Source organism: Flavobacterium beibuense F44-8, from assembly GCF_000769915.1.
In the GTDB taxonomy this organism is placed as follows: domain Bacteria; phylum Bacteroidota; class Bacteroidia; order Flavobacteriales; family Flavobacteriaceae; genus Flavobacterium; species Flavobacterium beibuense.
This window is the reverse complement of sequence record NZ_JRLV01000016.1, coordinates 1-26069: the sequence shown is the minus strand read 5'-3', so window position 1 is coordinate 26069 and position 26069 is coordinate 1. Positions and strand designations below refer to the sequence as shown.

Genomic DNA, 26069 nt, shown 5'->3' with positions numbered 1-26069 from the left:
TGGTATTAGGTTTAGTAATGTATATTTGCACAAAAATACTTTATAAAAGTAAATAATTCCAAACAGGAAAACTTTAAATGATAACACAAATTATGAAGAAATATTTTCTGCTTTTAATCTTTCCGTTAGTATTAATATCGTGCAACGGCAAGAGTGAAATTGAAAAAGAAATTGAAAATGTAGAGGTAGGTGAGGTGAAAATTGTAAGGTTTGACGATGTGTTTTACAACAGCAAGCCCGAAGATTTACCTAAACTGAAAGAGGCTTATCCGTACTTTTTTCCTCAAAACTTCCCCGACTCGGTTTGGGTAAATAATATGAACGATCCTTTTATGCGTCAGCTAAAAGAGGAGACTGATAAGGAGTTCGCTAAATTCAATACCCTTGAGGCAGATTTAGAGTCGGCATTCAAACACATGAAATATTATTTTAATGATTTCAGTACGCCCGAGGTGTTTACTATTATATCTGACAATGAAAATCAAAGAGCGGTATACTCACCAGAGGTAGTGGCTATACCTATTAACCTGTACTTAGGTAAGGATAATAAACTATATGACGGTTTGCCAAGTTATCAGGTGCAGACTTTTGAGCCAAACCAGATAGTGCCCGATGTGGTTTCATCTTTTGCGACAGATTATATTGCTCCCCCTAAAAACAGAACGTTCCTTGCGCTTATAGTGTATTTTGGTAAAGAGCTGTATATGAAAGATGTTATTATCCCTAATGCTACAGATGCTGTAAAAATGGGGTATACCGATGAGCAGGAGCTTTGGGCAGAGGAAAACGAATCTGAAATTTGGCGTTATTTTATAGAGAATAAAGTTTTATTTGATACCGATGCTAAACTGGCATCACGCTTTGTAAACCCGGCACCTTTCTCTAAGTTTTATCTTGAGCTGGATAACGAGTCTCCGGGCAGGTTAGGTGTTTGGATGGGATGGCAAATTGTTAGGGCATACATGGAAAACAATAAAGATGTAACTTTGCAGAATCTTTTAAACACGGATGCAAAAACAATTTTTGATAACTCTAAATACAAACCCAAAAAATAATGTCTAAGAATACACTTAAATCAGAGATAAAAGTAAATGTTGAGCTTGATGAGAACAGGGTTCCTGAGAAACTAAGCTGGACTGCCCGAGATGGTGGTGTGGTGAATCAGGAAACCAAAGCTATGATGCTTTCGGTTTGGGATCCTAAAAGCCAGGAAAGCATGCGTATTGATTTATGGACTAAGGATATGCCGGTAGATGAAATGAAGGTGTTTTTCCACCAAACGCTGGTTTCCATGTCACATACTTTTGAGCGTGCTACTACCGAAACTAAAATGGCTGAGACCATGAGAGATTTTTGTGATTATTTTGCAGAGAAGCTTGAGCTTAAAAAAGACGATAATTAATTAAAGCGGCTCCGGCCGCTTTTTGTTTTTATATATGTATACTATTCGCCAATATAAAGAGGAAGACTGCAATGAGGTGGTAACGCTGTTTTATCAAACTGTACATGCAGTAAATAAAAAAGATTACACCGATGCACAATTGGAGGCCTGGGCCCCTGCCGAACTGGATTATGAGCGCTGGGCTAAGGTGCTGTCTCAAAACTATACAGTAGTGGTGCAGCATAACGGTATTATTGCAGGCTTTGGTGATATTGATGCCTCAGGATATTTTGATCATTTGTTTGTGCATAAAGATCATCAGGGGTGTGGTATAGCTACTTTAATAAAAGAGACTATAGAACAATATGCGCTTGCTAATAGTATCAGCAGGATAACAGTGGCGGCTTCGGTAACAGCAAAACCTTTTTTTGAAAAGCACGGTTATATTGTGCTGAAACAACAGCAGGTGGAGCGAAACGGACAGGTGCTAACCAATTATTTTATGGAAAAGCTGTTGTAATTATACAAAGTCGGTATTATTGAATATCGACTGGTTTACTTCGTCTATATACTCTAATAATGTATCGCGACCTGTACCATCCTGTGATGAGGTTACAAAGTGCGGAGGCATTTCTTCCCAGTTATTCGCCAGTAACTGTTTTTTATAAGCTGCAATGTGCTGACCTATTTTTCCTTTACTTATTTTATCGGCTTTCGTAAAAATAATACAGAAAGGTACTTCTGCTTCACCAAGGTAGTTAATAAACTCAAGGTCAATTTTTTGGGCTTCGTGCCTAATGTCAATTAAAACAAAAGCGCATACCAGCTGTTCTCGTTTCTCAAAATATTCAGTAATAAACTTTTGGAAAACCTGCTTGGTGTGTTTAGAAACCTTTGCGTAACCGTACCCGGGTAAATCGACAAGAAACCAGTTGCTGTTTATTTTGAAATGGTTTATAAGCTGTGTTTTTCCGGGCTTAGATGAAGTTTTAGCCAGATTCTTATTATTGGTAAGCATATTTATAAGAGACGACTTTCCAACGTTAGAGCGTCCTATAAAGGCATACTCAGGAAGTGGTTCTTTAGGGCATTTGCTTACGTCAGAGTTACTGATAATAAATTCGGCGGTATCTATCTTCATCTTTTAAAAATTTGGTTTCCCGGCCAGGCCGTATGCCTGCAAATTTAGGTATAAATATATAAACGGGATTATGTGTCGGGATTATATTAAAAATCCGGCAGGAGCCGGATTCTGTGTTTTTATATGTTTGACTTTTTAAGCCATTCGTGCATTAGTCTGTTAAACTCATCCGGATGCTCCATCATGGCTGCATGTCCGCACTGTTCAATCCAGTAAAGGTCTGAGTTTGGTAGCAGGCTATGGAACTCTTCTGCAACTTCAGGAGGAGTAACCTTATCGTTTCGTCCCCATATTATACAGGTAGGGATATGCATTTTAGGTAGGTCGTTAGCCATGTTATGGCGTATGGCGCTTTTTGCAATCGTTAGGGTTTTTATAAGCTTCAGTCGGTCGTTTGCTGTTTCAAAAACCTCGTCTACAATTTCCTTTGTAGCTACCGCCGGGTCATAAAATACATCCTGAGCTTTTCTCTTAATGTATTCATAGTCGCCGCGTCTTGGGTAGCTGTCGCCCATTGCGCTTTCATATAATCCTGAGCTACCTGTTATGATAAGTCCCAGCATTTTTTCAGGATACATTTTAGTATGGTATAATGCAATATGACCTCCAAGGGAGTTGCCCAGCATTATAACCCTGTCATATCCCATATGGGTAATAAAGTCTTTAACCCACTTAGCAAAAGCCTTTACATTAGTCTTTAAAATACTCTGTGTGTATATAGGCAGTTCCGGAATAACCACCTTATAACCTTCTTTCGGGAAGTATTTTGCAACACCGTCAAAGTTACTCAGTCCTCCCATGAGGCCATGAAGTATGATTATCGGAGTGCCTTCACCGGCTTCATAATAAGTGTATTTACCTTCTTTCTTGGTGGTATGCATGTTAAATTTGTAACAATTTCAAATATGCACAAATATATAATATTATAGATAATATTCGGGCTTTATTTTTATGCATGCATGTGAAATTTATTCAGTAAGCATCACTTAACTCTTTTTTGGAGTGTAAATACCTGATTTTTAATTTTTAATGTTAAAAAAATAATCTATTCTCAAAAAATTAAATTTTTTCAGTACGGGTGTTAATAAATCTTAAAAAAATAAAAAATCCTCATTATATCTTTTTAAAAGCTAAAATTTATTTAAAGGTTAGTAATGAGATAAGTAGCAGAAAATTCTGTCATGTGGGTGTAGGTGGGTAAAACTTATTAACAAAGTGGTAGAAAGTGGTAATAAGTGGTAAATATTTCCATATATTTGCTAATAAACAACCCAAAACGTAACTGCTTGAATACCATTGTAGGGACATACGAATGTAAGGTAGATTCGAAGGGAAGGCTGATGATTCCTGCCCCTTTGAAGAAACAGCTGCATGCCGGTCTGGAAGATGGTTTTGTTTTAAAACGTTCGGTTTTTCAGCCATGTCTTGAATTGTATCCAATGACAGAGTGGAATAAAATGATGCAGAAAATAAATAAGCTGAATCGTTTTGTGAAGAAGAATAACGATTTCATCCGCAGGTTTACTGCTGGTGTGAAAATCGTGGAGATAGATGCTGCCGGAAGGCTGTTGATTTCAAAAGATCTTGTTGCTTTTGCAGGGATTGATAAAGAGATTGTGCTTTCTTCGGCGGTTAACATTGTTGAGATTTGGGACAAAGATAAGTATGAAAAATCAATAGACGACTCGGTTGTTGATTTTGCTGATCTTGCAGAAGAAGTAATGGGGAATTTAAATGATGACGACGATGGAATATCATAACCCGGTTTTGCTGAAAGAAACCGTAGACGGACTCGATATAAAACCGGACGGGGTGTATGTGGATGTCACTTTTGGTGGCGGAGGGCACTCCAGGGAGATAATGAGCAGGCTGGGCCCTAACGGGAAACTGTTTGCTTTTGATCAGGATGAGGATGCGCAGGCAAATGTAATACAGGACGACAGGTTTACTTTGATTCCGGAAAACTTCAGGTTCTTAAAAAGATACTTGAGGTTTTATGGTATTAAGGAGGTAGACGGGGTGCTTGGAGACTTTGGTGTTTCTTCACATCAGTTTGATGTGGCGGAGCGTGGTTTTTCTACCCGTTTTGATGCCGGGCTGGATATGCGCATGAATCAAAAAAGTGCTGTTAGTGCTTACAATGTGGTGAATGAGTATGAGGAGCAGCAGCTTAAAAAAATGTTTTTTGAGTATGGCGAGCTTAAAAATGCAGGCGCACTGGCAAATACAATTGTAAATGCAAGACGCGATAATAGTATAAAGAGTACTGAGCAGCTTAAGCAGGTGCTTAGCCGTTTTTTACCGGCTCATAAAAGTAATAAGATACTGGCGCAAATCTATCAGGCTATTCGTATAGAGGTGAACCAGGAGATTGATGTGCTTAAAGAGTTTTTAGAGCAAACTCTGGAGGTGTTAAAGCCGGGCGGAAGACTGAGTGTTATATCATACCACTCGCTTGAAGACAGGTTGGTAAAACGCTTTATAAGAAACGGAATGTTTGAAGGTGAACCTGAGCGTGATATGTTTGGGAATTTTGAAGTGCCTTTAAAAGCGGTTGGTAAACTGATAGTTCCTACAGAGGAAGAAATAGAAGTGAATAACAGGGCAAGAAGTGCCAAGTTGAGAATAGCAGAAAAACTATAAGGTCATGAAAGGTGGTGTTTACAGTTTACTGAAAGCTAAATATCTGGTAGATGAAGGGTCGGTTAAAAACTGGCGCTTTATTGTGTTCCTTATTTTAGTTGCCATGGTGCTTATTGCAAATTCGCACAATTATGAGCAAAAGGTATATCGTAAAACCGAACTGAATGATGAGGTTAAAAAGCTGCGATCTGAATTTGTGGATATGAGGTCTCAGTTAATGAAGCTCAAAATGGAATCTACAATATCAAAAAAAATGGAGCCGAAGGGAATTTATCCCGCATCGGTTCCGCCAAAGAAGATAAAGGTTTATAAAACGGAAGATTAAAAAATAAATTGAAGATATGGGAGCTGAAGATAAACATATCTCTTACAGAATATACCTGGTAGCCTTCACAGTTTTTGTGATGGCTGTTCTTGTAGCTGTAAAGCTCACCAATATTCAATGGGTTGAAGGTGAATATTACCGTGAACTGGCGCAAAAACGTACGGTTAGGGAAATAACCATACCGGCTAACAGGGGGAATGTGTACTCGTCTGACGGAAGTTTGCTGGCAACATCAATACCTAATTATGATATAAGGTTTGATGCAATGGCTTCTAAAAGTGAAAACTTTAAGCAGTATTTAAAACCGTTGTCAGATTCACTTTCGGTAATGTTTGGCAAGCCATCCGGCTATTATTACAATACGCTAAAAAGGGCACGTAATAACCATAACAGGTACCTGTTTATTGCGAGAGGGTTAAGCTATACTCAGTATATGAGGGTGAAAAGCTTTCCGCTGTTTAATCTTGGGGCGTACAAGGGTGGGATGATTACAGAGCAACGTACCGTTAGGGAACATCCTATAGGTAAAATTGCAAAAAGAACCATAGGTTACGATAGGCTGGATAGTAGCGGGAACGAACGCGAAGTGGGGATTGAAGGTGCTTTTGCCGAATACCTTGATGGTAAAGATGGTAAGCAGATGATGCAGAAGATTGCTAAAAACCAATGGAAACCAATAGGGGATAACAATCAGATAGAGCCTATTGACGGTTGTGATATTGTTTCGACTATAGATGTATATATACAGGATATTGCTCACCATGCTTTATTAAAGCAGTTGGAATATTATGAGGCCGATCATGGTTGTGTGGTGGTTATGGAGACCAAAACCGGTTATGTAAGGGCTATTTCTAATTTAGGTAGGGCTAATGATGGTTCGTACTACGAGACAATTAATTATGCTGTAGGAGAGTCGCAGGAGCCTGGGTCTACATTTAAGTTAGCATCGCTTATTACTTTGCTTGAAGATAAAAAAGTAGACACCAGTGAAGTGTATGATACCCATGATGGTATAGTGACCTATTATAAAAGAAAAGTACGTGACTCGCGTAAGGGCGGTTACGGTAAAATATCGCTGGCAAGAGGTTTTGAACTCTCTTCAAATACTGTACTTGTACAGGCGGTATATGATAATTATAAAGATAACCCTAAGCAGTTTGTAGATCACATTAATGCTTTCGGGTTAAACAACAGGCTTGGAGTTTCCATTAAAGGGGAAGGAAGACCAAGAATCCCGCAACCGGGAGACAAGTCGTGGTCTGGTATATCACTACCATGGATGGCTTTTGGTTATGGTGTGAGTATGACTCCGCTGCAAACACTGGCACTGTATAATGCTGTGGCAAACGACGGGGAGATGGTTAAACCGCTTTTTGTTCAGGAGATAAAAGAGTGGAACAAAACGATAAAGAAGTTTGATAAAGAGGTTTTAAACCCAAAAATATGTTCTCAGGAAACTATTGATAAGGTAAAGGCTGTACTGGAAAACGTAGTGAAAAAAGGTACGGGATCTAAACTGTATTCAGAAGATTTCTCGATGGCAGGTAAAACAGGCACGGCTCAGGTGAATTACGGTCGCGGAAAAGGTAAGGATAACGGTATGTATTACTCGTCGTCTTTTGCAGGTTATTTTCCGGCAGATAACCCTAAGTATTCCTGTATAGTGGTTATACATAAGCCTAGTATTTACAAAGGGTATTATGGTGCCGATGTATCGGGGCCTGTATTTAAAAGGATAGCCCAAAAGATATTTACAGATGTGCCTTCTACTAATCAGGTAGATAACCTTGACAGGGAAGTAGAGCAACAGGATAAAAAATATGAGTCGTACTATACCAAGTCTCAAAAAAAATACAATACTATACCTAACCTTGTTGGTATGAGCGGAATGGATGCTGTAGCTCTTTTAGGGAACATGGGGCTCAAAGTAGAGGTAAAAGGTATGGGTAAGGTAAAAAAACAATCGGTGGCTGCCGGGCAGCCTTATGAAAGGCACCAAATTATAACATTAGAATTATCATCGTGAAGGTATTAAAAGACATATTATACAAAGCCTCTCTTGAAGCAGTAAAAGGTTCAACCGATATTACTGTGAATAAAGTTGAGTTTGACTCCCGCCAAATAGGTAAGGGAGATGTTTTTGTTGCCATAAACGGTACGGTTTCTAATGGGCATGATTATATAAATAAAGCTATAAGCCTGGGTGCAAAAGCTATAGTTTGTGAGGAGTTTCCGGATGAACTTAGCGAAAATGTTACCTATGTACTGGTCAAAAACAGCCATAAGGCACTGGCTTTTATGGCAGCTAACTTTTATGGTAATCCTTCTAATAATCTTAAACTGGTTGGTATAACCGGTACAAACGGTAAAACTACTATAGCAACATTGCTATACCAGTTGTTTAAAAAGGCAGGCTATAAAGTAGGATTACTTTCTACAGTAAAAATACTGGTAGGCGATAAGGAATACAAAGCAACACATACAACGCCAGATTCACTAACCATTAATCGCTACCTGAGCGAAATGCAACAGGACGGAGTGGAGTACTGCTTTATGGAGGTGAGTTCGCACGGTATTCACCAAAAAAGGACTGAGGGACTGCATTTTGCAGGGGGGATTTTTACCAACCTTAGTCATGATCACCTGGATTACCATAAGTCATTCAGTGAGTACAGGGATGTGAAAAAATCGTTTTTTGACAAGTTGCCAAAATCGGCGTTTGCCCTTACCAATATTGATGATAAGAACGGACTGGTAATGTTGCAGAATACGGTAGCCAAAAAGCTAACCTATGCGCTAAAAACCTATGCCGATTACAGGGCTCAGATACTGGAAAGCCAGTTTTCGGGACTGTTATTAAAAATAAACGATCAGGAAGTTTGGGTTAAGCTTATAGGGGCTTTTAATGCGTACAACCTACTGGCTATATATGCAGCAGCTATCAATTTAGGGCTGGAAGATATGGAGGTACTTCGACTAATGAGTGAGCTGGAAAGTGTTTCAGGACGTTTTCAGTTTATCGTTTCGGGGCCTTCACAAATCACGGCAATTGTTGACTACGCTCACACACCCGATGCGCTTGACAATGTTTTAAAGACGATAGAGGATATACGAACAAGGAACGAACAGCTTATAACTATTGTAGGCTGTGGCGGGGACAGAGACAAAACTAAACGTCCGGTAATGGCACATATAGCTTCATCAAAAAGTGATGTTGCTATTTTCACATCGGACAATCCGCGAAGCGAAGATCCTGTAGATATTATAGAGGATATGGAAAAAGGCGTAGAGCCTCAAAATTACAAAAAGACACTTTCGGTGGTTGAGAGAAAGCAGGCTATAAAAATAGCATGCCAACTGGCTAAACCGAACGACATTATACTCATAGCGGGCAAAGGACATGAAACCTATCAGGAGATAAAAGGTGTTCGCCATGATTTTGATGATATGCAAATAGTAAAGGAAATTTTAAAAGAACTAAACAAATAAGCGCTCTTTATGCTGTATTATTTATTTGATTATTTAGACAAACATTTTGACGTTCCGGGGGCAGGGGTGTTTCAGTACATTACCTTCCGTTCGGGTATGGCGGTAATCCTTTCATTGCTTATATCAACTGTTTTCGGTAAAAAGATTATCAACTTTTTAAGAAGACAGCAAATAGGTGAGACCGTAAGGGAGCTTGGACTTGAAGGACAGGCTCAAAAAGCGGGTACACCTACCATGGGTGGATTAATAATTATTATGGCAACCCTTATTCCGGTAATCCTTTTGGCAAAGCTGGATAATATTTATGTAATGCTGCTTATAGTCACTACACTCTGGATGGGAACCATCGGGTTTATTGATGACTATATCAAGATATTCAAAAAAGATAAAGAAGGTCTTAAAGGTAGATTTAAGGTAGTAGGTCAGGTTGGTCTTGGTCTTATAGTGGGATACATACTGTATTTCCATCCCGGAGTTACGGTAAGAACAGATACTTCTAAAGGTAATATTTACAGTACTGAGCAGGTAGAGTCAAACGTAAAACCACAGGAAGAGAAGTCTACAGCAACTACTATCCCGTTCTTTAAAAATAATGAATTTGATTATGCTGAGCTGTTAGCCTGGACAGGCGATAACTATAAAAATTATGCGTGGTTAATATTTATACCAATGGTAATATTTATTGTTACAGCGGTATCTAACGGAGCTAACCTTACCGATGGTATTGACGGGCTTGCGGCAGGAACTTCGGCCATAGCAGTGCTCACCCTCGGGATATTTGCATTCGTTTCGGGTAATATCATTTTCTCAAATTACCTCAATATAATGTATATACCCAACTCGGGGGAGATGACGGTGTTTATCTCGGCATTTGTGGGGTCGCTTATAGGTTTCCTTTGGTATAATACTTATCCGGCATCGGTATTTATGGGAGATACGGGTAGTCTTACCATAGGAGGTATAATAGCGGTTATGGCTATTGCGGTAAGAAAGGAATTACTGATACCGATTTTATGCGGAATCTTCCTTGCAGAAAACCTTTCGGTAGTGCTACAGGTAGGATACTTTAAGTATACGAAAAAGAAATACGGTGAAGGCCGACGGATATTCCTGATGTCGCCACTGCACCATCATTACCAGAAAAAGGGATACCATGAAAGTAAGATTGTTGCCCGTTTCTGGATTGTGGGAATACTGTTAGCCATTTTCTCACTGGTTTCATTAAAACTAAGGTAGTATGAGGTTAGTAGTTTTAGGCGGTGGAGAAAGCGGAGTAGGAACCGCAATCTTAGGAAAGAAAAAAGGATATGACGTGTTTGTATCTGATTTCGGGAAAATAAAAAACAATTATAAAGAAGTTCTTGCACTTAATAAACTGGAATGGGAAGAGGAGCAGCATACTGAGGAGCTAATCCTTAATGCCGATGTGGTAATGAAAAGCCCCGGTATCCCGGATAAGTCGCCCATTGTAAAGTTGCTTAAAAAGAAAGGTATCCCTGTGATATCTGAAATTGAGTTTGCCTATAGGTTTATGGATTATAAAACTATAGGTATAACAGGGAGTAATGGGAAAACTACCACTACCATGCTAACGCATTACCTGATAAAGCAGGGAGGTTTAAACATGGGGCTTGCAGGTAACATAGGAAAAAGTTTTGCATGGCAGGTAGCCGAGAACAAGCATGAGGGTTATGTGCTGGAGTTAAGTAGTTTTCAGCTGGACGGTATAGAGACTTATAGTCCTAACATAGCAGTGATAACAAATTTAAGTCCGGATCATTTGGACAGGTACGAATACAATTATGAGCTGTATATAGAAGCGAAGTTCAGGATCACCATGAATCAGACAAAAGATGATTACCTGATTTATGATGCCGATGACGAAGAGATTAACAAATGGCTCAAAAAGAATAAAACCAAAGCGAAAACCATCCCTTTTTCGCTGTCGGGAAAAGTAAAAGAAGGGATTTATGTAAAAGACAATACGATTATTTCAACCATCAATAAAGAAGAATTTACTATGCCGATTAATGAATTATCACTAGAAGGAAAGCACAACGTAAAAAATGCTATGGCAGCAACGGCAGTAGCGCAACTTATGCGCATAAGGAAAGACACCATTAGGGAGAGTCTTTCAAACTTTCAGGGGGTTGAACACCGTTTGGAGAAAGTATTGAAAATACAAAACGTTCAGTATATAAACGACTCTAAGGCAACTAATACAAACGCTACGTTTTTTGCGCTTGATAGTATGACTACTCCTACGGTATGGATTGTAGGCGGTGTGGATAAGGGTAACGACTACGATGAGTTGATGTCGCTTGTAAGAGAGAAAGTTAAGGCTATTATATGCCTTGGTGTAGATAATCATAAAATAATGAATGCCTTTAGTAATGTGGTAGACGTGATGGTTGAAACCACAAATATGACTGAGGCGGTAAGAATAGCACAAAGTCTTGCTGAAAAAGGAGATACGGTTTTACTGTCTCCGGCATGTGCAAGCTTTGACCTTTTTGAAAATTATGAAGAGCGCGGAAAGCAGTTTAAGGCAGCCGTGCAAAATTTATAGAAAGTAACCGGTGTCATTCTGAGCGGAATGTAATGAAGCTGAAGAATCTGTAAAGGTCCTTCCTTCGTTGGGATGACAAAAATGAGTAAAGATGAAACAATTAATCAATAGCCTAAAGGGAGATAAAGGGATCTGGTCGTTTGTAGTACTACTGGCTCTTATATCGTTCATGCCGGTTTTCAGTGCAAGTGCAAACCTTGTATATGTAATCGGTAAGGGTTCTACCATAGGTTATCTGGTTAAGCACTTGGTACATATTTTTATAGGTTTTACCCTTATTTATTTTGTACACAAAGTGCCTTATCATTACTATAAGGGGTTGTCCAAAATACTGTTGCCTATAGTGGCGCTGTTGCTGGTATATACCTTTTTTCAGGGTACGGTTATAGACGGGGCTAACGCTAGCCGCTGGATAAAAGTACCGTTTGTTGGGGTAACCTTTCAAACATCGGCCTTAGCCTCAATAGTGCTAATGGTGTATGTGGCGAGGTACCTTGCTAAGATTGAAGGGAAAGAAATAACCTTCAAATCGTCGTTCATTGAGTTGTGGATTCCGGTATTTATAGTGCTGGCGCTAATCCTTCCGGCAAACTTCTCTACCACCGCATTAATATTCAGTATGATTTGCATGCTGGTATTTGTGGGTAAGTATCCGTTAAAATACCTGGGTACGGTAATAGGTATGGGAGTATTTATGTTACTGTTTTTTGTGACGTTTGCTAAGGCGTTCCCTAAGGCTATGCCTAACAGGGTAGATACCTGGATATCGAGGATTGAGAGGTTTACCTCAGATGAGCCAAGTGAAGATGATTACCAGATTGAGAAAGCAAAAATTGCTATAGCAACGGGTAAGGTTTACGGACTTGGGCCGGGGAAAAGTGTACAGAAAAACTTTTTGCCACAGTCGTCTTCCGATTTCATTTTCGCAATCATTGTGGAAGAGTACGGATTGTTAGGCGGAATTGGGGTGCTGTTCCTGTACCTTATGTTGTTCTTTAGATTTTTGGTCTCGGCACACAAGGCAAAAACACTGTTTGGTAAGTTGCTCATTGTGGGGCTTGGATTCCCCATAATATTTCAGGCACTTATCAATATGGGGGTAGCGGTAGAGCTACTGCCTGTAACGGGGCAAACACTTCCGCTTATTAGTAGTGGTGGTAGTTCCATCTGGATGACCTGTGTTGCGGTGGGTATTATACTAAGCGTAACCAAAAAGGATGAGGAGGTAGAACAGGAAAGACTGGAGAAGGAAGAGCGTGAAGCAGCCTTGCAACGAATGATAGATAAACACCTGGAAGAGGAAGCAGAAGGTGCGGAAGATGCAGAAACATCGGCAGCATACTCAATAGAGGACGGAACAAAAAATCCGATGCATGCGGTAATGGGGAAACCCTGATATATAAACGAAGTAAAGAATAATATAAGTAACAATGGCAGCAAAACGATTCATATTGAGCGGAGGAGGCACAGGAGGACATATCTATCCTGCCATTGCCATTGCAAACGAGTTAAAAACACGTTTCCCTGATTGTGAAATACTTTTTGTTGGTGCGCAGGACAAAATGGAGATGCAAAAAGTACCGCAGGCAGGATATAAAATAAAAGGCTTGTGGATAGCAGGAATTCAAAGGAGGCTTACGTTTGATAATGCTCTGTTTCCTGTAAAACTTATAAACAGCCTGTTCAGGTCAAGAAAAATAATCAGGGAGTTTAAACCTGATGTGGCTATAGGAACCGGAGGTTTTGCGAGTGGTCCGTTATTAAGGGCGGCAGAATCTATGGGGGTGCCTACAGTGATACAGGAGCAAAATTCCTATCCGGGTATTACTAATAAGTGGCTCTCTAAAAAGGCTAATGTAATATGTGTTGCCTATGATAATCTTGACAGGTTTTTTCCGGCTTCAAAAATTGTATTTACAGGAAACCCTGTAAGACAGGATTTGATTAATGTAGAGGATAAAAGGGAGGAAGCCATAAAACATTTTGAGCTTGACCCAAATAAAAAAACACTCCTGATTTTAGGCGGAAGCTTAGGGTCAAGGCGCATAAACCAACTAATCGCAAAAGAACTGGGTTGGCTACTGGAGCAGGGAGTGCAGGTGTTGTGGCAGTGTGGCAGGCTGTATTTTGAGGAATACAGGCACTATCACGACGGTAAGCAGGTTCAGGTGATGTCGTTTATAGACAGGATGGATTTGGTATATGCCGCCGCCGATATGATTATATCGCGTTCGGGGGCATCATCAGTGTCAGAGCTGTGTATAGTAGGTAAACCGGTAGTGTTTATACCTTCGCCAAACGTTGCAGAGGATCACCAAACCAAAAATGCCCAGGCTGTTGTGAGCAAAGGCGGGGCACTGCTTTTAAAGGAATCACAACTTGATGCTGAATTTGAAAGTACATTCTCAGCACTGCTTGCTAACAATGAGCAACAGCAGGAACTGAGTGAAAACATAAAAAAACTGGCTAAGGTAAATGCCACAAAAGATATAGTAGAAGAAATTATAAAACTGATTAAGTAGCGCTTAAGCATATATGGATTTAAACCAGATACATAACGTTTATTTTATAGGTATTGGAGGGATAGGCATGAGTGCCCTTGCCCGCTATTTTAAATCTATAGGTAAAAATGTGGCAGGGTACGACCGTACTTCTACACAACTTACCGATGAGCTTAAGAAAAACGGAATACGTGTTCATTTTAATGACAGTATCGCACTTATAGATCTTCCGTTTCTTAACAAGAGCAATACGCTGGTTGTGGTTACCCCGGCGGTGCCTAAAGAGCACTTCCAGTGGAACTACTTTATTAAAAACGGTTTTGTAGTTAAGAAAAGAGCCGAGGTGTTGGGTATAATTACTAAAGGTACTTACTGCTTTGCAGTAGCGGGGACACATGGTAAAACTACTACATCGAGCATACTTGGGCATGTGCTGTATGAAAGCAAGGTAGATGTTACTGCATTTTTAGGTGGGATTGTAGAAGGGTATAACTCTAATGTAATTGGCGAAGGTAAAACCGTTACAGTTGCCGAAGCTGATGAGTTTGACCGTTCGTTTCTTCATCTACACCCTAATATGGCTTGTGTAACTTCTATGGATGCCGATCATCTTGATATTTATGGAGACAGTACGGCTATAGAGGCTTCGTTTACTGAATTTGCCAATAAGGTTGAAGATAAAACCAAATTGTTTGTTACTAAAGATCTTCCGCTTAAAGGAGTAACTGTAGGTGTGGAGAATGGTAGTGATTACAATGCGGTAAATATAAGGGTGAAAAACGGCTGGTATGTTTTTGATGCCGAAACACCATCAGGAAAAATTACAGATATACGATTTGCTTTACCGGGAAGGCACAACCTAACCAATGCACTTATGGCGCTGGCTATGGCAAAAACCTACGGAGTGGTAGATAACGATATAAAAGCGGCGCTTGAAAGTTTTAAGGGAGTGAAAAGACGTTTTTCATATCAGGTTAAAAAACCGGATATGGTATATATAGATGACTATGCGCACCACCCAACCGAGATTGATGCCGTGCATCAGGCGGTGACAGAATTGTATCCTGATAAAAAAGTACTGGCAATATTTCAGCCGCACTTGTTTAGCCGTACACGAGATTTTATTGATGGTTTTGCTAAGAGCCTTTCGGCTTTTAAAAATATAGTACTGCTGGATATTTATCCGGCAAGGGAACTGCCTATTGAAGGAGTAACTTCAAAATGGCTATTGGATAAAATAGAGAATCCAAACAAAAAACTGATTTCAAAAAAGGATGTGATTCCGTTTTTGAGAATTACCGATGCCGACGTGGTTATTACCATTGGAGCAGGTGATATTGGTGAGATGGTTCCGGAAATAAAAAAGGTGCTTGATGAAAAAAATTAACTGGGATAATATAAGGCTTTTTGTAATCGTGGGAGTGGTTATTTTCCTTTATTCCTTCTCTTCAAAAAGGAACGGAAGCAGGCATTTTGTAGCTGCTGATGTCGAATTTGCGGATACTGAGGAGTTTATTACCCCGGAGAAAGTTAATAAGTTGTTGATACAAAATTTTAACAGTGTTGCGAGCATAACGAAAGAAAAATTAGATTTGAATAGCGTGGAGAAAAGACTCGAATCCAATCCTATGATTGATGATGCAGAGGTATTCGCTACGGTAGACGGCAGGCTGAAGGCTGTTGTGAGGCAAAGAGTTCCTGTGGCAAGGGTTTATGAAGGGGGAGAGTCGTACTACATTGATTACAAAGGGGCTGAAATGCCGTTATCTGAGAATTCAACCGCCAGGGTTTTGTTGTTAAACGGAGCCCTTAACGTCGTTGATAAAAGTAAGCTTTATTCGTTAGTTAAATATATCTATGATGATGCCTTTTTAAGAAAGAACATTATTGGGATAGAAGTAACACCAAACGGATCGCTAAAAATGATGAATCGCAATTATAGTTATGTGATACTTTTTGGCAGGATGGTAAATGTAGAGAAGAAGTTTAATAATTATAAAGCATTTTTTCAAAATGCGGTGAAGGATACATTGATAGAGAATTACAAAACGATAAATCTGAAATTTACACAACAGGTTGTGTGCACCAAAAATTAGGATATGGAAAAAGATAACATTGCAGTAGGTCTGGATATCGGGACAACAAAGATTGTTGCCATGATAGGTAAAAGAAATGAGTACGGGAAGCTTGAAATTTTGGGTGTTGGTAAATCCAAAAGCCTTGGTGTTGCCAGAGGAGTTGTTAATAATATTACACAAACTATCCAGTCTATACAGCAGGCCGTACAGGAAGCTGAGGCAGATAGCGGATATAAAATAAATGATGTAGTGGTAGGTATTGCCGGCCAGCACATAAGGAGTATTCAGCACAGTGATTACATCAGCAGGCATAATCCTGAAGAGGTGATTGGTGATGCAGATATCGATCTTTTAATAAACCAGGTACACAAACTGGCTATGTTGCCGGGAGAGGAAATTATCCATGTATTGCCGCAGGAGTTTAAAATAGACGGGCAAACAGAGATAAAAGAACCTATTGGTATGTATGGTGGCAGGCTGGAGTCAAGCTTCCATGTTGTGGTAGGTCAGGCTTCTTCCATAAGGAATGTGGGCAGGTGTATTAAGAGTTCGGGGTTAGATCTTTCAGGTTTAACACTGGAACCATTAGCTTCGGCTGATGCGGTATTAAGTCAGGAAGAGAAAGAGGCAGGTGTAGCACTTATTGATATAGGGGGTGGTACAACAGATCTTGCCATATTTAAAGACGGAATAATTCGCCACACGGCAGTAGTGCCATTTGGCGGAAACGTAATAACTGAGGATATAAAAGAGGGCTGCTCTATTATAGAGAAGCAGGCAGAGTTGCTTAAAGTAAAATTTGGTTCGGCTTGGCCGGGTGAAAACAAGGATAACGAGATTGTTTCCATCCCTGGTTTAAGAGGTAGGGAGCCAAAAGAGATTTCACTTAAAAACCTGTCTAAAGTCATCCATGCCAGAGTAGTGGAGATTGTAGAGCAGGTGTTTGCAGAGATTAAGGCTTACGGGCACGAAGATCCGCGCAAAAAACTGATAGCAGGTATAGTGCTAACAGGAGGTGGTTCTCAGCTTAAGCATATTAAGCAATTAGTAGAGTACATAACAGGTATGGATACCAGAATAGGGTATCCTAACGAGCACCTTGCAGGAAACTCAGACGAGGAAATATCAAGTCCGCTTTATGCTACGGCAGTTGGTCTTGTAATGAACAGTTTGAGAAACAACACGCGCAGTGCAACACCAATAGGTGAAGTTAGGGAGCCGGAGCCGGTAAAACAACCTGAAGTAACTGTGCAGGCAAACGCTACAGTACCGGTACAGGAAATGGAAGAAGTATCGGTTGAAAAGGAAAACAAAGAGAAGAGTAGTGACGACTCAACAGAGAGAAAAGTTAAGAAGTCGTTTTTTGATAAGTATATAGATAGGATTAAAGAATTTTTAGATAACGCAGAGTAAAACCCGGTTGATTATGATGAGCAATGAAGAATTTGGAAGCATTTCGTTTGATTTACCAAAGAACCAGTCAAACGTAATCAAGGTAATTGGTGTAGGAGGTGGCGGAAGCAACGCTATCAATTACATGTTTAAGCAGGGAATCAAGGGAGTAGATTTTGTAGTGTGTAATACTGATTCACAGGCGCTGCAAAACAGTACAGTTCCAAACAAGATACAGTTAGGTGTAAGCCTTACTGAAGGTCTTGGGGCAGGGGCTAACCCAGAAGTTGGACAACAGTCTGCTTTAGAGAGTATAGAGGAAATAGAAAAAATGCTGGATACTAATACCAAAATGGTATTTATTACAGCAGGTATGGGTGGTGGTACCGGTACAGGTGCAGCTCCGGTAATTGCAAAACTTGCCAAAGAGCGAGATGTGCTTACCGTGGGTATTGTTACCATACCATTCCAGTTTGAGGGTAAAGTGCGCTCAGAACAAGCCATGCTTGGAGTTGAAAGGCTTCGAAAGCAGGTGGATTCTTTAATCGTTATCAACAATAATAAATTAAGAGAAGTATATGGTAACCTTGGTTTTAAAGCTGGGTTCTCTAAAGCCGACGAGGTGTTAGCTACAGCCTCAAGAGGTATTGCAGAGGTTATTACACACCACTATACTCAAAATATTGACCTTAAGGATGCCAAAACTGTATTGGCAAACAGCGGTACAGCAATAATGGGATCGGCAGTATCATCAGGCGAAAGCCGTGCTAAAGATGCTATTGTAGATGCATTAGATTCTCCGCTACTTAATGATAATAAAATTACAGGAGCTAAAAACGTGCTGTTACTAATCGTTTCGGGTACTAATGAAATAACCATCGATGAGATAGGTGAGATTAACGATCATATCCAAACAGAGGCGGGGTACAATGCTAACATCATTATGGGTGTTGGTGAAGACGAGTCTTTAGGAGAGGCTATCTCTGTGACCATTATTGCTACAGGCTTTAATGTTGAGCAACAAAACGAGATAGTAAATACCGAGCCTAAAAAGATTATCCATGCCCTTGAGGAAGAGCAAAAGCTTGAAAGCGAATTAAATCAAAGATCGGTAATGTCATCTTTTGATTTTGCTACAAAGCCGGAAACTGCTACTGATGAGCCTAAGGCAGAAGTTGTAGAAGAGGTTAAAGCTGAAGAGTCTCAGGAAGAAAAAAAGATAGTTTTTACACTGGAGGATGATGAAGAGGAAGAGTTTCAGGTGTCACAGCCTGTAGCCGAAACCAGTGTAGAGGTAGAGAACGAACTGGTTCCTACTACTGATTACATCAATAACCTTGATGTGTTCTTTGAAATAGTTTCGCCGCAAAAAGAGCAGCCAAAGGCTTTTGAACCTGAAATTGTTGAGGCTAAAACCAAAGTAAGGGATATTAGAGATATTGAAGTTGTAGATCCGGAGTTTGTTGTGGCTCCTAAAGAAGAACAGATAAGCTTCTCTTTTGATCTTAATAGCGCAGAAAACGTAAAAAGAGAAGAGCTAAAAGAACAAAAAACACTTTTCTCTCTTGACGAGGAAGTAAAGGATATAAAGGTGAAAGATCCGGTACAGGTAGTTCCGGTCACAGAGGTTAATGAAAGTGGTGTTGTCAGGTATTCTTTAGAGGAGTACCTTGAAAAAGAAAACGAGCTACTGGATTCTAAACCTCAGGATAAAGCAAAAGAAGAGCCTGTTGAAGAGGCACTTAATATAACGCTTAAGAAAACTGAAGAGCCGGCTAATCCACAGCAAAGCTTTAATGAGCTTTCTCCGGTAGAGATGACTATTGAGGAGACCTTAAGGCTAAGAGCAGAGGAACGCAGAAAGAAAATGAAGGAGTTTAATTATAAATTCCACAACAGTTCTGCAAAGATTGATGAGATTGAAAAAGAGCCTGCTTACAAAAGGATGGGAATTGATCTTGATGCGTCTAAGGCAGACAACAGTAAGTCAAGATTTTCGTTAGGAACAGACAGTAATGATGATTTACAGCTACGTTCCAACAATTCTTTCCTTCACGATAATGTAGATTAAACTAACCCAAATGTGATTCTTTAACCCGAAAGCCTTAATAACTTTCGGGTTAATTTTTTTATATTCGCATCACATTTTAAAAACCTGTACTTATGAGTTTACAAACGGAAATCATGGACGCCATGAAAACAGCCATGAAGGCGAAAGATACAGTAGCGCTAGAGGCGCTTAGAGCTGTTAAGTCGGCTTTACTACTTGCTCAAACAGAGAGCGGTGCTAAAGAAGATGTGGCTCAGGAAGAAGAAATTAAACTTTTACAAAAGCTGGTTAAACAAAGAAAAGACAGTGCAGCTATATATGTAGAGCAGGGTAGAGAAGATCTTGCAAAGCCGGAACTTGACCAGGCTGCTATTATAGAACAGTTCCTTCCGGCACAGTTAACAGAAGAGGAGGTTGAAGCTAAAGTTAAGGCTATTATAGAGGCTAACGGCTTCTCTGGTATGGCAGATATGGGTAAAACCATGGGTGCTGCTAGTAAAGAACTTGCCGGTTCGGCAGACGGTAAAACGATTTCATCTGTTGTTAAAAGGCTTCTTTCTTAAAATAAAGCAATTTATATATTGTATATAATTTTTGGTAGGCCGCGTAGTTCAACTGGATAGAATATCAGATTTCGGCTCTGAGGGTTGGGGGTTCGAACCCCTCCGCGGTCGCAAAACAAGCGTCATTGGTTATTAAAATCGGTGGCGCTTGTTTGTTTTGTAAAACTAAAAAATACGACTTTGGTGTAATGTTAACTTTATTTAATCTTAAGTCGTTTTATTGACAAATTTATAGAATCCATATTTTTTAGTATTTTTTTTGTAAGATTTTATCCATTGTCGGGTTTTGAAGTATAAGTGCTGAAAGTTGTTATTTTGTGTTAAAAATCAAATATATCCATCTTTTTTTAAAGAAAATCTATTGTTTGTTTAAAAAACGATAAAACAAATAAAATTATAACATTGGGGTGTTATTTTGTTTTTTTTAACAAAAATCACAAAATAAACATAGTGTTAAATTTTTATCATTTAAAATTTTAGTATTTTCGGAGTTGTTAAACAAACTGCTAAAATATTTAATATGAAAAAAATTACGCTATTGCTTTTCATGCTCTTAGCGGCAATGAGCGGTTACTCGCAACTTGCCCAAGAAGGGTTTGAGGGGACCTGGCCACCTACGGGCTGGGGTATTTACAACAATGGGTCAGGGTTGGTGCAATCCTGGAAACACACAGATCCTCTTAATACTTTTTACCCTCCTCATGAGGGTACTTATGCTGCTTTTGTAGATAGGGAAACTGCAATGCCCGGGAATGATACTCCTCAGGACTGGTTAGTTACGCCATTAGTATCTCTTCCTGCAAATGCACAATTGCGCTTTTTCTCAAGGTTAACTCTTAATGGAGATAACGGAGGTTTATATCGCATAATGGTATCTACGAGTACTGATGCTTCAGATTTAGATGCTTATACTGAGGTTATTGAATGGGAGGAGCTTGATTTAAATCCTGTTCAGACAGAATATAACGAAGTTGTTGTTTCACTTTCAAGTTTTGCTGCCAGTACAAACGTATATATTGCTTTTGTAATGGAAGGTAATAATGCAGATCGTTGGTTAGTGGATAATGTTTCTGTTGTTGAGGAATGTCTTGTTCCTGAAAACCTTATGGCAGCAGATATGGGTCTTACTACTGCTCATTTAACATGGGATGCCGGTGCTGCTACAGCCTGGGAGGTAGAAGTGCTTCCTGTTGATGATGCTGCTACAGGTACAGGTGTTAGTGTTACAGGTGCTGCAGAATATGATCCTAATACTTTAACCGAAGATACAGATTATAAGTTTTATGTAAAAGCTGTATGTGAAGCGGGTGTTAACGAGAGTGACTGGGCTGGACCATACTTTTTTAGTACGGTAGGTTTAGGAGATACTTGTGCTGCACCGCTTGAAATTACTTCATTACCATTCTCAACAGTAGATAATACTATGAACTATGGTAATGACTATAGTGGAATTCCAGGTATGTCATGTGTTGATGGAGACTGGCAGGAATACCTAAATGGTGATGATGTTGTATATTCTTATACTGCTCCGGCAGACGGAACTATTAGTGTTGATATGACAGATGCTGTTTCTGATGCGGCCATTTTTATTTATGACTCTTGTGCCGGTATAGGTACAGACTGTCTTGATGGTGGTATTTTCTCGTGGGACGGAACTCCTGTTTCAATTCCTGAATTTGCTGTTACAGCAGGTACTACTTATTATTTTGTTATTTCAAGTTGGGGTCCTTGGCCACAAACTACTCCTTATAATCTTGTAATTCAGGAAGTACATTGTAGTGAGCCTGTAGGATTACCTACAACAAATATTGGTCTTACTTCGGTAGATCTTTCATGGGATGAAATGGGTACGGCTACATCATGGGAGTATGTTGTTCAGGCTCCGGGATCAGGTGTTCCTGCAGGTGCCGGTACTACAGCCGATTCTAATACAGAATTTACGGTTTCAGGTTTAACGGCAGCTACTCCTTATGAGTACTATGTAAGAGCAGACTGTGGTGACGGTACATTTAGTGCATGGGCAGGTCCTTACCTGTTTAATACTATGGTTTGTGAGGTTGAAGACCAGTGTACACTTACATTTATATTAACTTCTCAATGGGGAGGTTTTGATGATAATACAATGAATGTTTCTCAAAACGGAGTTACACTTGCTGTTCTTGGTCCTGATTTTACATGGGAAGATGGTACAGGTCCTGTAGAGGTAGATGTACAGGTTTGTAACGGTATGCCTGTAGATTTATTCTGGAATGCAGGTGGATGGTCTAACCAGGTTGGTGTGGCTATCAGAAACTCGTTTGATCAAATTATATATGAGAAAGCAATAGGAGAAGGTACGTCAGGTACTTTACTTTATTCTGAAACAGTAAACTGTGATACTCCAATGTGTCTTCCTCCAACAAGCTTAGCAGTTTCTAATGAAACTATGAATACTGTTGATTTAAGCTGGTTAGGTACTGAAACAGGCGAGTGGGATTACTATATAGTTGAAGCAGGAGGAGATGCTCCTACTGATGCTACAGAAGGTACTTCTACTACAGAAAATCCTGTGACTGCAGATGGCTTAGAAGCTGCAACAAACTATGAGTACTATGTGAGATACGTTTGTTCTGACACTGAAAACAGTGCATGGGCAGGTCCGTTTGCTTTCAATACTGAGGTTTGTAACCCGGAAGACAAATGTACTTTTGTGTTTGAAATGACCAGTGTTAATGGCTGGGGATGGGAAAGTAATACCATGACTGTTTCCCAGGGCGGAGTTCCTGTAGCGACTATTGGTAGTTCATTTACATGGGGTTACTCCGGTACGGTTGAAATTCCGTTATGTCCGGATGTTGAGATTGAGGTATTTTGGAATGTAGGCGGATGGGATGATTATGAGAAAGGTCTTGTAATCTACAGTCCGTTTGCTGAAGATGTTTATACTATGACTCCTGGTACAGAGACTCAGGGTACTATTGTTATTGAAGGTCCGGTATCTTGTGATCCGCCACCATGCCCTAAACCACAAAACTTAACAGCTACTGATTTACAGCTTAACTCGGCATTGCTTGGTTGGGATGAAATGGGTACTGCAGATACATGGGAGATATGGGTACTTCCTTACGGATCTCCTGAGCCTACAGAGCCGGGAGTGGTTACCACAGATAATCCATATTTAGCTGAGACTTTAGATTCAGGTACTCCTTATGTATTCTATGTAAGAGCAAACTGTGGAGATGAAGACGGTTACAGTACTTGGTCTGGTCCGTTTGTGTTTACTACAGCTATTGAAAATAACGATTGTGCTAATGCTACAGAAGCACCGGTTAACCCAGGTGTAGATTGCCTTGATAGTGTTACCGGTACTGTAACAGGAGCGACCTCTTCAGGTACTATGGCTAGTTGTAACTGGCAGGCACCGGCTTATGATGTTTGGTATTCATTTACAGCAACAGATGCTACGCATAGTATTTCGCTTAGTAACATGGAAGGTGGTTATTACTATATGAATATTTATGAAGGTGCCGACTGTGATACTTTAACAGATATTTACTGTGGTTATGATACAGCAACTACAGTATCAGGACTTACACCGGGTGAAACTTATTATATACAGGTGTTTGCAGATTATCTTAATAATCCATCAGCACCAACTTCATTTGAACTTTGTGTGTTAACACCTGCATCAATTATTGCAGATAATACAACATACTCTGTAGAGGAAATAGTAACAGAAGTGCTTATAACTTCAGAATGTGCTCAGGTAAGTAACATTACATGGTCTACAGGTACTTCAAACGGCTGGGGTGGTGAAAACGGTATTGCAATGTTTGATAAAGGCATGTCTGCCTTCCCTATGCAAAAAGGTGTTATCCTTGCAACAGGTAATGCTATGAGTTCTCCTGGTCCTAATACAAATACTTTAAGTGAAGGTTACTGGCCTGGTGATGATGATTTATATAATTATATCGTAGATTCTGGAATTGACCCAGGTATATTTAGTTATAACGATGCTACGGTTCTGGAGTTTGACTTTGTTCCGTTAACTAATCATATTAGTTTCCCATTCGTGTTTGCTTCTGAAGAGTATGGTACATTCCAGTGTTCTTATTCAGATGCATTTGCTTTCTTCCTTACGGATATTACGAATAACACACCAACTGAGAACCTTGCGGTAATTCCGAGTACAGATATTCCTGTTTCGGTTGTAACTATTAGAAATAGTATGTACAACTCAGGCTGTGGTGATGCAAATGTTGATTATTTTGACAGTTACTATGAATTAGGAGATATGTCTGCTCCAATCAACTATAATGGTAATACTGTATTAATGTCTGCTCAGGCAGATGTTGTTATGGGTAACACTTACCATATTAAACTTGTAATTGCAGACAGAAATGATAACTCAATGGACTCTGCAGTATTTATCGGTCCGTTTGATATTGGTCAGATTAATCTTGGTGATGACTTACTTGTGGAAAATGGTAATGCATTATGTGAAGGAGGAGAATATGTGCTGGAGTCAGCTCTAAACCCGGATGACTATGAAATAATCTGGACTCATACAGATGTTAATGGTGTTGAAACCCAACTGGAAGATACTGGTGCTACTGTTGTTGTTACAGAGCCGGGTACATATACTATTAGTGCTACATATTTATCTTCAACATGTATAGGTAATGACTCTGTAGTTATAGAGTATTTCCCTTCGGTTAATGAAGCAGTAGATTTATTTGCTTGTGATAGCTCAGGATTCGATACTTTTGATTTAACACAAAATGAAGCGGTAATTCTTGCAGGTTTCAATGCAGCTGATTATGAGGTTACTTATTACCTTACAGAAGAAGATGCTTTAGCAGAGGAGAATGCGGTAGATGCTTCATTTACAAATACAGTTCAGTTTGGTCAGCCGTTATTCGCAAGAGTTGTAGGTCTTGTTACCGGATGTGTTTCTGTAAAACCGTTTAATGTTGTTGTAGAAGATAATCCGCCACAATTTACAGTTACTGATGATTTCTCTATGTGTGAAGGAACATCAGGAACTATTACTGTAACTCCGGTTGATTTTGATTTAGCTGATGTAACAATAAGCTGGACCCGTAATGACGAAGGATTAGCAGATACTACAGCAAGTATCTCGGTTACAGAAGGAGGTATTTATGAAGTTACTGTAAATAATAACGGATGTTTAAGTACTGCTGCAATAGAGGTTAATTTAGTTGAAATGCCTGTGGCTGATGTTATAGTAGATTTAACTTCATGTGGTGCTTATGTGCTTCCTGCGCTAAGCGAAAACAATAACTATTATACTGGCGCCGGCGGAACAGGAGATATGCTTGCTGTGGGAGATGAGATAATGGCAGATCAAACTGTTTACATCTTCGCTCAGGTTCCTGGTACAGATTGTTCTGATGAGAGCAGCTTTATGGTAACCGTAGTTCCAGCTCCTCAATTTGAGGTAACAGGAGACTGTATAAACAATGAATTTGTACTTCAGGTTAACTTCCTGGATGGTACTTATAGTAATGCTAATGTAATGTATGAGTGGTTTGACCCAACTGGGGCTACTCTAACAACAGAAACTACTGCTGTGGCAACTATGCAGGGTGCATATCAGGTAACTATAACGCCAAGTGAATATGATGAAGCTTGTCCGTTTGTTATGGAATACGAAGTAGAGAATCCAAATTGTATGATTCAAAAAGGTATCTCTCCAAACGGCGATGATAAGAATGACAACTTCGATCTTACAGGGTTTAATGTGTCTAAACTAAGCATCTTTAACCGTTATGGTGAAGAAGTTTATAGCAAGTCTAACTATATCGACGAATGGTATGGACAAAGTGATAATGGTAAAGAGCTGCCAACAGGTACTTACTATTATGCGATTGAGCGTGTAAGTGGCGATAGTAAAACCGGTTGGATTTACATTAACAGAGAAGAGAACTAAGAATA

20 protein-coding genes and 1 tRNA gene are annotated in these 26069 nt (G+C 39.7%); 19 read left to right on the top strand and 2 right to left on the bottom strand.

The genetic code is table 11. From position 1 onward, the window contains the following. Positions 1-92: 92 nt before the first annotated feature. Genes gldB through Q763_RS12850 form a run of 3 tightly spaced genes read left to right on the top strand, consistent with a single transcriptional unit; the run spans position 93 to position 1901 of the window. Positions 93-1055 (top strand): gliding motility lipoprotein GldB, encoded by a 963-nt coding sequence (gldB, locus tag Q763_RS12860; RefSeq protein WP_035135123.1) that lies wholly within the window; start codon positions 93-95, stop codon positions 1053-1055. Continuing rightward, positions 1055-1402, top strand: a complete 348-nt coding sequence (gene gldC, locus Q763_RS12855; protein WP_035134973.1) for a gliding motility protein GldC — start codon at positions 1055-1057, stop codon at positions 1400-1402. Before gldB ends, gldC begins: the two co-directional genes overlap by 1 nt. Positions 1403-1436: 34 nt before the next feature. Next, positions 1437-1901 carry a GNAT family N-acetyltransferase gene (locus tag Q763_RS12850; RefSeq protein WP_035134971.1) on the top strand — a complete coding sequence of 155 codons (465 nt, stop codon included), beginning with the start codon at positions 1437-1439 and terminating at the stop codon, positions 1899-1901. Here Q763_RS12850 and yihA read toward each other — a convergent pair whose 3' ends face one another. Together yihA and Q763_RS12840 are read right to left on the bottom strand one after the other, a co-directional pair. After that, positions 1902-2522: a ribosome biogenesis GTP-binding protein YihA/YsxC gene (gene yihA, locus Q763_RS12845; protein ID WP_035134969.1), complete on the bottom strand. Its 621-nt coding sequence runs from the start codon at positions 2520-2522 to the stop codon at positions 1902-1904. A gap of 119 nt (positions 2523-2641) precedes the next feature. Beyond that, positions 2642-3403, bottom strand: a complete 762-nt coding sequence (locus Q763_RS12840; RefSeq protein WP_035134967.1) for an alpha/beta fold hydrolase — start codon at positions 3401-3403, stop codon at positions 2642-2644. 405 nt (positions 3404-3808) lie between these two features. Here Q763_RS12840 and mraZ point away from each other — a divergent pair, with 405 nt between their 5' ends. From mraZ to Q763_RS12760, 16 genes are all read left to right on the top strand, one after another. Further along, positions 3809-4282, top strand: coding sequence for a division/cell wall cluster transcriptional repressor MraZ (gene mraZ, locus Q763_RS12835; protein WP_035134965.1), 474 nt, complete (start codon positions 3809-3811; stop codon positions 4280-4282). Continuing rightward, on the top strand, positions 4257-5165 hold the full coding sequence (rsmH, locus tag Q763_RS12830) for a 16S rRNA (cytosine(1402)-N(4))-methyltransferase RsmH (RefSeq protein WP_035134963.1): 909 nt from the start codon (positions 4257-4259) through the stop codon (positions 5163-5165). The genes mraZ and rsmH overlap by 26 nt, the downstream gene beginning before the upstream one ends. A gap of 4 nt (positions 5166-5169) precedes the next feature. Continuing rightward, positions 5170-5490: an FtsL-like putative cell division protein gene (locus Q763_RS12825; protein WP_035134960.1), complete on the top strand. Its 321-nt coding sequence runs from the start codon at positions 5170-5172 to the stop codon at positions 5488-5490. 16 nt (positions 5491-5506) lie between these two features. Beyond that, positions 5507-7516, top strand: coding sequence for a penicillin-binding protein (locus Q763_RS12820; RefSeq protein WP_035134958.1), 2010 nt, complete (start codon positions 5507-5509; stop codon positions 7514-7516). Then, positions 7513-8979 carry a UDP-N-acetylmuramoyl-L-alanyl-D-glutamate--2,6-diaminopimelate ligase gene (locus tag Q763_RS12815; RefSeq protein ID WP_035134956.1) on the top strand — a complete coding sequence of 489 codons (1467 nt, stop codon included), beginning with the start codon at positions 7513-7515 and terminating at the stop codon, positions 8977-8979. The genes Q763_RS12820 and Q763_RS12815 overlap by 4 nt, the downstream gene beginning before the upstream one ends. Before the next feature lie 9 nt (positions 8980-8988). After that, positions 8989-10215, top strand: coding sequence for a phospho-N-acetylmuramoyl-pentapeptide-transferase (gene mraY / locus Q763_RS12810; RefSeq protein WP_035134954.1), 1227 nt, complete (start codon positions 8989-8991; stop codon positions 10213-10215). Position 10216: 1 nt separating this feature from the next. After that, positions 10217-11548 carry a UDP-N-acetylmuramoyl-L-alanine--D-glutamate ligase gene (gene murD, locus Q763_RS12805; RefSeq protein WP_035134952.1) on the top strand — a complete coding sequence of 444 codons (1332 nt, stop codon included), beginning with the start codon at positions 10217-10219 and terminating at the stop codon, positions 11546-11548. Positions 11549-11639: 91 nt separating this feature from the next. Continuing rightward, on the top strand, positions 11640-12944 hold the full coding sequence (locus Q763_RS12800; protein ID WP_035134949.1) for an FtsW/RodA/SpoVE family cell cycle protein: 1305 nt from the start codon (positions 11640-11642) through the stop codon (positions 12942-12944). 34 nt (positions 12945-12978) lie between these two features. Then, positions 12979-14070, top strand: a complete 1092-nt coding sequence (gene murG / locus Q763_RS12795) for an undecaprenyldiphospho-muramoylpentapeptide beta-N-acetylglucosaminyltransferase (RefSeq protein WP_035134946.1) — start codon at positions 12979-12981, stop codon at positions 14068-14070. 13 nt (positions 14071-14083) lie between these two features. Then, complete coding sequence (gene murC / locus Q763_RS12790) at positions 14084-15436, top strand: UDP-N-acetylmuramate--L-alanine ligase (protein WP_035134944.1); 1353 nt, start codon at positions 14084-14086, stop codon at positions 15434-15436. Continuing rightward, positions 15423-16145 carry a cell division protein FtsQ/DivIB gene (locus Q763_RS12785; protein ID WP_035134935.1) on the top strand — a complete coding sequence of 241 codons (723 nt, stop codon included), beginning with the start codon at positions 15423-15425 and terminating at the stop codon, positions 16143-16145. Before murC ends, Q763_RS12785 begins: the two co-directional genes overlap by 14 nt. A 3-nt stretch (positions 16146-16148) precedes the next feature. Beyond that, the gene (ftsA, locus tag Q763_RS12780; RefSeq protein ID WP_035134933.1) at positions 16149-17540 is read left to right on the top strand and encodes a cell division protein FtsA; all 1392 of its coding nucleotides are present in this window, start codon (positions 16149-16151) and stop codon (positions 17538-17540) included. A 13-nt stretch (positions 17541-17553) separates the two neighbouring features. Further along, positions 17554-19590 carry a cell division protein FtsZ gene (gene ftsZ, locus Q763_RS12775; protein WP_035134930.1) on the top strand — a complete coding sequence of 679 codons (2037 nt, stop codon included), beginning with the start codon at positions 17554-17556 and terminating at the stop codon, positions 19588-19590. Between the two features lie 92 nt (positions 19591-19682). Continuing rightward, on the top strand, positions 19683-20132 hold the full coding sequence (locus Q763_RS12770) for a GatB/YqeY domain-containing protein (protein WP_035134928.1): 450 nt from the start codon (positions 19683-19685) through the stop codon (positions 20130-20132). Between the two features lie 37 nt (positions 20133-20169). Next, positions 20170-20243, top strand: a tRNA-Arg gene (locus Q763_RS12765). A gap of 409 nt (positions 20244-20652) precedes the next feature. Then, positions 20653-26064, top strand: coding sequence for a choice-of-anchor L domain-containing protein (locus Q763_RS12760; RefSeq protein WP_084596073.1), 5412 nt, complete (start codon positions 20653-20655; stop codon positions 26062-26064). The last annotated feature ends 5 nt before the right edge of the window (positions 26065-26069 follow it).

What these genes read in the sequence shown, in the direction of transcription:
- gldB (WP_035135123.1), top strand. Translation starts at nt 93, where the DNA reads ATGAAGAAATATTTTCTGCTTTTAATCTTTCCGTTAGTATTAATATCG.
- gldC (WP_035134973.1), top strand. Translation starts at nt 1,055, where the DNA reads ATGTCTAAGAATACACTTAAATCAGAGATAAAAGTAAATGTTGAGCTT.
- Q763_RS12850 (WP_035134971.1), top strand. Translation starts at nt 1,437, where the DNA reads ATGTATACTATTCGCCAATATAAAGAGGAAGACTGCAATGAGGTGGTA.
- yihA (WP_035134969.1), bottom strand. Translation starts at nt 2,522, where the DNA reads ATGAAGATAGATACCGCCGAATTTATTATCAGTAACTCTGACGTAAGC.
- Q763_RS12840 (WP_035134967.1), bottom strand. Translation starts at nt 3,403, where the DNA reads ATGCATACCACCAAGAAAGAAGGTAAATACACTTATTATGAAGCCGGT.
- rsmH (WP_035134963.1), top strand. Translation starts at nt 4,257, where the DNA reads ATGATGACGACGATGGAATATCATAACCCGGTTTTGCTGAAAGAAACC.
- Q763_RS12825 (WP_035134960.1), top strand. Translation starts at nt 5,170, where the DNA reads ATGAAAGGTGGTGTTTACAGTTTACTGAAAGCTAAATATCTGGTAGAT.
- Q763_RS12820 (WP_035134958.1), top strand. Translation starts at nt 5,507, where the DNA reads ATGGGAGCTGAAGATAAACATATCTCTTACAGAATATACCTGGTAGCC.
- mraY (WP_035134954.1), top strand. Translation starts at nt 8,989, where the DNA reads ATGCTGTATTATTTATTTGATTATTTAGACAAACATTTTGACGTTCCG.
- murD (WP_035134952.1), top strand. Translation starts at nt 10,217, where the DNA reads ATGAGGTTAGTAGTTTTAGGCGGTGGAGAAAGCGGAGTAGGAACCGCA.
- Q763_RS12800 (WP_035134949.1), top strand. Translation starts at nt 11,640, where the DNA reads ATGAAACAATTAATCAATAGCCTAAAGGGAGATAAAGGGATCTGGTCG.
- murG (WP_035134946.1), top strand. Translation starts at nt 12,979, where the DNA reads ATGGCAGCAAAACGATTCATATTGAGCGGAGGAGGCACAGGAGGACAT.
- murC (WP_035134944.1), top strand. Translation starts at nt 14,084, where the DNA reads ATGGATTTAAACCAGATACATAACGTTTATTTTATAGGTATTGGAGGG.
- Q763_RS12785 (WP_035134935.1), top strand. Translation starts at nt 15,423, where the DNA reads ATGAAAAAAATTAACTGGGATAATATAAGGCTTTTTGTAATCGTGGGA.
- ftsA (WP_035134933.1), top strand. Translation starts at nt 16,149, where the DNA reads ATGGAAAAAGATAACATTGCAGTAGGTCTGGATATCGGGACAACAAAG.
- ftsZ (WP_035134930.1), top strand. Translation starts at nt 17,554, where the DNA reads ATGATGAGCAATGAAGAATTTGGAAGCATTTCGTTTGATTTACCAAAG.
- Q763_RS12770 (WP_035134928.1), top strand. Translation starts at nt 19,683, where the DNA reads ATGAGTTTACAAACGGAAATCATGGACGCCATGAAAACAGCCATGAAG.
- Q763_RS12760 (WP_084596073.1), top strand. Translation starts at nt 20,653, where the DNA reads ATGAAAAAAATTACGCTATTGCTTTTCATGCTCTTAGCGGCAATGAGC.